This window comes from Inquilinus sp., from assembly GCF_039594555.1.
Classification (GTDB): domain Bacteria; phylum Pseudomonadota; class Alphaproteobacteria; order DSM-16000; family Inquilinaceae; genus Inquilinus.
This window is the reverse complement of the sequence record NZ_JBCNNF010000491.1, coordinates 1-4,757: the sequence shown is the minus strand read 5'-3', so window position 1 is coordinate 4,757 and position 4,757 is coordinate 1. Positions and strand designations below refer to the sequence as shown.

Here is a 4,757-nt window from a genome sequence, read left to right as displayed (position 1 = left end):
CTTCGAGAACAGCGTCGGCCCGCGGTATGCGCGCGTATGTATCATTACCGAGCCCCAGGCAGAATCGTCCCGGCTGTAGGGCAGGCGCAGCGTGCCGTGCTGCACCCCGTCGCGATCGAAATCGACCGAGGGGACGATCGGCGAGGGCGGAAGCTCCGTCATGGCTTGACGAAGAGTTGGCGCGGCACGTCGGCCAGGATCTCGACGCCGCTGTCGGTGATGGCGATGCTCTCGGTGATCTCCAACCCCATCTCCTCCAGCCACAGCCCGGTCATGAAGTGGAAGGTCATGCCGGGCTCCAGCACCGTGCGGTCGCCGGGGCGCAGGCTCATGGTGCGCTCGCCCCAGTCGGGCGGGTAGCTGAGACCGATCGGGTAGCCGGTGCGGTTGTCCTTGACGATGCCGTACTTCTTCAGGACGGCGAAGAAGGCGTTGGCGATGTCCTCGCAGGTATTGCCCGGCCGCGCCGCGCCCAGCCCCGCTTCCATTCCCTCCAGCACCGCCTTCTCGGCGTCGAGGAAGGCCTGGGTCGGCTTGCCCAGGAACACGGTGCGCGACAGCGGGCAGTGGTAGCGCTTGTAGCAGCCGGCGATCTCGAAGAAGGTGCCCTCCCCCGACCGCATCGGCTTGTCGTCCCAGGTCAGGTGCGGGGCTGAGGCGTCGGCGCCCGAGGGCAGCAGCGGCACGATCGCCGGATAGTCGCCGCCGAAGCCGTCGACCCCGCGGGTGCCGGCATCGTAGATCTCGGCCACCAGGTCGTTCTTGCGCAGGCCGGGCTCGACCTTCTCCAGGATCCGCTTGTGCATCGCCTCGACGATGCGGGCGGCGCGGCGCATGTAGTCCAGCTCCTGCGGGCTCTTCACCGCGCGCTGCCAGTTCACCAGCGCGGTGGCGTCGGCGAAGCGGGCATTGGGCAAATGGCGCTGCAGCGAGGCGAAGGCGGCGGCCGAGAACCAGTAATTGTCCATCTCGACGCCGATCGACAGCCGGCCCCAGCCGCGCGAGTCGATGATCTGCGCCAGCCGGTCCATCGGGTGCCGCTCGGTCGACTGCACGTAGTGGTCGGGATAGCCGATGATGTTGTCATGGGCTAGATAGGCGGTGCGCTTGGCGCCGTTGGCGTCCTGGCCGCGGCCGTACCAGATCGGCTCGCCCTCCGGCGGCACCAGCACGCCCTGGTGGACATAGAAGGACCAGCCGTCATAGCCGGTCAGCCAGGCCATGTTCGACGGATCGCTGACCCACAGCAGGTCGATCCCTCGGCGAGCCATGGCGGCGCGGGTCTTGGCGAGCCGCGCGGCATACTCCTCGCGGCTGAAGTTGAGCTCTACGGACATGCTGTGCCTTTCAGCTTTCGAAGGGGGTGCCGACCCCGGCGGCGGCGACGCGGCCGCGGGCCAGGGTGGCGATGGCGGTGTCCTGGACGCCGGTGCCGGTCAGGTCCGCGACGGTGACGGCGGCGGCGGAGGGCCGGCCGGGTGCCGTGCCGGCGATGACGGCGCCGAGCTCCGGGAAGACCGCGTCGGCCGTGACGGTGCCGGCGGCGATCGCGTGGTGCAGTTCGCCCAGCCGCCGCACCTGCGCCAGGCTGTCGGCGACGTAGAGATCCGCCTTGGCGAGGATCGCCGGATCCAGCTCGTTCTTGTGCTCGGCGTCCGAGCCCATGGCGGTGACGTGCTGGCCGGGTGCCAGCCACTCGGCGCGTAGGATCGGCTCAGCCGCCGGGGTGGTGGTGACGATGATGTCGGCACCGTCGGCCGCCGCCTCCGGCGCCGCCTCGGCATGGACGGCGAGGCCCAGCTCGTCCGACAGCCTAGTTGCCAGGGCCTGTGCTCGATCGAAGTTGCGGGCCCAGATCCGCGCCTCGGCGATCGGCCGCACCAGGGTCAGGGCCCTGAGCTGCAACCGCGCCTGCACCCCGGCGCCGAAGATCGCCGCCACCCGCGAGTCCGGGCGCGAGAGGTGCTTGGCCGCCACCGCCCCGGCGGCGGCGGTGCGGACATCGGTCAGGTAGCCGTTGTCCAGGAACACAGCGTCGACCAGCCCGGTGCGGGCGCTGAACAGCACCATCAGCCCGTTGGTGCTGGGCAGGCCCAGCTTCGGGTTGTCGAAGAAGCCAGGGCTGATCTTGATGGCGAAGCCGTCGAGCCCTGGGACATAGGCGGTCTTGACGTCGACCTCGCCGCGATGCTCGGGGATGTCGAGGCGCAGGATCGGCGGCATCGCCACATCCCTGGTCGCCAGCGCCAGGAACGCGTCCTCGACGCAGGCGACGGCGTCGCGGTCGAGCGGGACGGCGCGGCGCAGCTCCGCCTCCGTCACGATGGTCATGCGGGGCACGGTGTCTCCTCCCAGGCGCCGCTGACGATCTTGCGGTGCAGCGCCATGTCGATGTTGCGGCCCGAGACCACCAGGACGGTCGGGCCGGATACGGTGAGCTTGCCGGCCAGGAGCGCGCCGATGCCGACGGCGCCGCCGCCTTCGACGATCTCCTGCTCCGCCGCATAGGCGTGGTCGATCGCGGCGGCGATCTCGGCCTCGGTCAGCAGCACGGCCTCGTCCAGCAGGTCGCGGGCCAGGGCGAAGGTGTGGCGGTTGTCGAGGCCGATGCCGCCGCCGAGCGAATCCGCCAGCGTCGGCAGCTCCTCAACCGCGACCGGCCGGCCGGCGGCAAGGCTGTCATGCATGGCCGGGCCGCGCGCCATCGACACGCCGACCATCCGGGCCTGCGGCCGCAGCCCCTTGACCGCGGCGGCGATGCCGCCGAACAGGCCACCGCCCGACAGCGGCACCACCACCTGCGCCACGTCCGGCAGGTCAGCAACGATCTCGAGGCCGATGGTGCCTTGGCCGGCGATCACGTCGGGATGGTCGAAGGGCGGGATGGCGGTGAGGCCCTCCTGTGCCACCAGTCGGTCGACCTCTTCCTGCGCGTCGTCCTGGGACCGGCCGACGATGCGGATCTCGGCGCCGAGCGCGCGGATCGCGGCGACCTTGTTCTCCGGCACCAAAGCGGACATGCAGACGACGCAGCGCAGGCCCTGGCGGGCGGCGGCATAGGCCAGGCCGCGGCCGTGATTGCCGGTCGAGGCCGCGGCGATGCCGACGCGCCGCGCCTCGGGCGGCAGCGACAGCACGGCGTTGGTGGCGCCGCGCAGCTTGAAGCTGCCGGTGGTCTGCCGGGTCTCCAGCTTCAGGAACACCGGCACGCCGGCGCGCTCGGACAGGGTGGTCGAACGGACGAGCGGCGTCCGCACCACCTCCCCGGCGATGCGCTCGGCGGCGGCGCGGATGGTGCCGAGGGTGACGGCCTGGGTCATCGACACCGCTCCCCCTCACCCTCCCACGCGCTTCGCGCGCGGGCCCCTCCCTCTCCCCAAGGAGAGGGGAAAAGATCGACGGCCACCCTGCACCGTGCCCTCTTTAGTCCCCCCTCCCCTTGCGGGAGGGGGGTAGGGGGAGGGGTCTGCGCGCGTCTGCGCGCGAATGCGATGGGCATTGGCCTCGGAGTCCCAATAGGCCGCGGCCGATTCTGGCGGAGGGACCCCCCTCCCCCTACCCCCCTCCCGCGGGGGGAGGGGGGACTCAAATGAGATGTGCCCGTCCTCATCCCCCCGCCCCTCACAGCGCCATCAGCCGGCCGAGATCCGGCCGGGGGCGGTCGTCGCCGCAAAGGCGCAGGGCCATCCAGGCGGTGGCGAGGTTGCTGGTCACCACCGGCTTGCCGATCCGCCGCTCGATCTCCGCCACCACGCTGGCGGCGCGCAGGGCGGTGCAGGAGATGAACAGCGCCTCGGCGTCCGGCGCCATCGCCGCCTCGGCCGCCGCCACGATCGACGGCAGGCTGATCCGCGCCATCTCGCGGTCGTCGTCGAGGCCGAGGCAGGTGAAGCGGGCGATGTCATAGCCGTGGCTGGCGAAGTACGACGCCATCGGCCGGCTGGTCTCGACCGTATAGGGAGTCAGCACCGCGATCCGGCGGGCGCCGAGCGCATCGAGAGCGCGGCGTGCGGCCAGCGGCGGGGTGACCACGGTGACGCCCGGCTTGGCCTCGCGGATCGCCTCCTCGACCGCGTCGTCGCCCATCACCACCGAGGCCGAGGTGCAGGAGTAGCAGACGAGGTCCAGTTCCTCCTCCGGCAGGATCAGCCCGGCGCCTTCGCTGAGGCGCGGCTGCATCCGGCGCAGATTCTCCGGTGTGGTCGGGTTGGCATAGGCTATGCGGGCGACATAGATGCCGATGCGGTCGCTCGCCACCATCCGGCGGAAATCCGGCTCGCTGGTGTGGTCGGTCGCCAGGGCGACGAGGCCGACCCGCTTCGGCAGCGGCCGGTCGTCGAAGCTGAGCGGCAAGGCGGACCGTTCGATCTCGATCATGTCGGGCTCCGGCTCAGCGCAGCGGCCGGAAGCGGCGCTCCAGGAAGCGGAGGCCGGCCACGGCGATCAGGCTGATGACGAGGAAGAAGGCGCCGACCAGCGTCATCGGCTCCAGGTAGCGGTAGTTGAAGTTGGCGACGCTGCGGGCCTGGTTCATCAGCTCCAAGACCGTGATGGCGGAGAGCAGCGGCGTCTCCTTGAACATGGCGATGAAGTAGTTGGCCAAAGCCGGGATCATCGGCGGGATCGCCTGCGGCAGGATCACATGCCGCCAGCTCTGCCCCGCCGTCAGGTTGCAGGCCTTCGCCGCCTCCCACTGGCCGCGCGGCGTGTTGTCGATGCCGGCGCGGTACACCTCCGCCGTGTAGGTGGCGTAGTGC

The 4,757-nt window shown here is 71.0% G+C and carries 5 protein-coding genes; all 5 read right to left on the bottom strand.

Going from position 1 to position 4,757, the window contains the following annotated elements:
• Positions 1-158: 158 nt before the first annotated feature.
• Positions 159-1,337, bottom strand: coding sequence for an ectoine hydrolase DoeA (gene doeA / locus ABDW35_RS32460; protein ID WP_343717983.1), 1,179 nt, complete (start codon positions 1,335-1,337; stop codon positions 159-161).
• 10 nt (positions 1,338-1,347) lie between these two features.
• On the bottom strand, positions 1,348-2,331 hold the full coding sequence (gene eutC, locus ABDW35_RS32455) for an ectoine utilization protein EutC (protein ID WP_343717982.1): 984 nt from the start codon (positions 2,329-2,331) through the stop codon (positions 1,348-1,350).
• Positions 2,328-3,320, bottom strand: a complete 993-nt coding sequence (gene eutB / locus ABDW35_RS32450) for a hydroxyectoine utilization dehydratase EutB (protein WP_343717981.1) — start codon at positions 3,318-3,320, stop codon at positions 2,328-2,330. The genes eutC and eutB overlap by 4 nt, the downstream gene beginning before the upstream one ends.
• Before the next feature lie 301 nt (positions 3,321-3,621).
• On the bottom strand, positions 3,622-4,377 hold the full coding sequence (gene eutA / locus ABDW35_RS32445) for an ectoine utilization protein EutA (RefSeq protein ID WP_343717980.1): 756 nt from the start codon (positions 4,375-4,377) through the stop codon (positions 3,622-3,624).
• A 13-nt stretch (positions 4,378-4,390) separates the two neighbouring features.
• Positions 4,391-4,757: ABC transporter permease subunit (locus ABDW35_RS32440; protein ID WP_343717979.1), on the bottom strand; the 367-nt coding region annotated here is incomplete at its 5' end.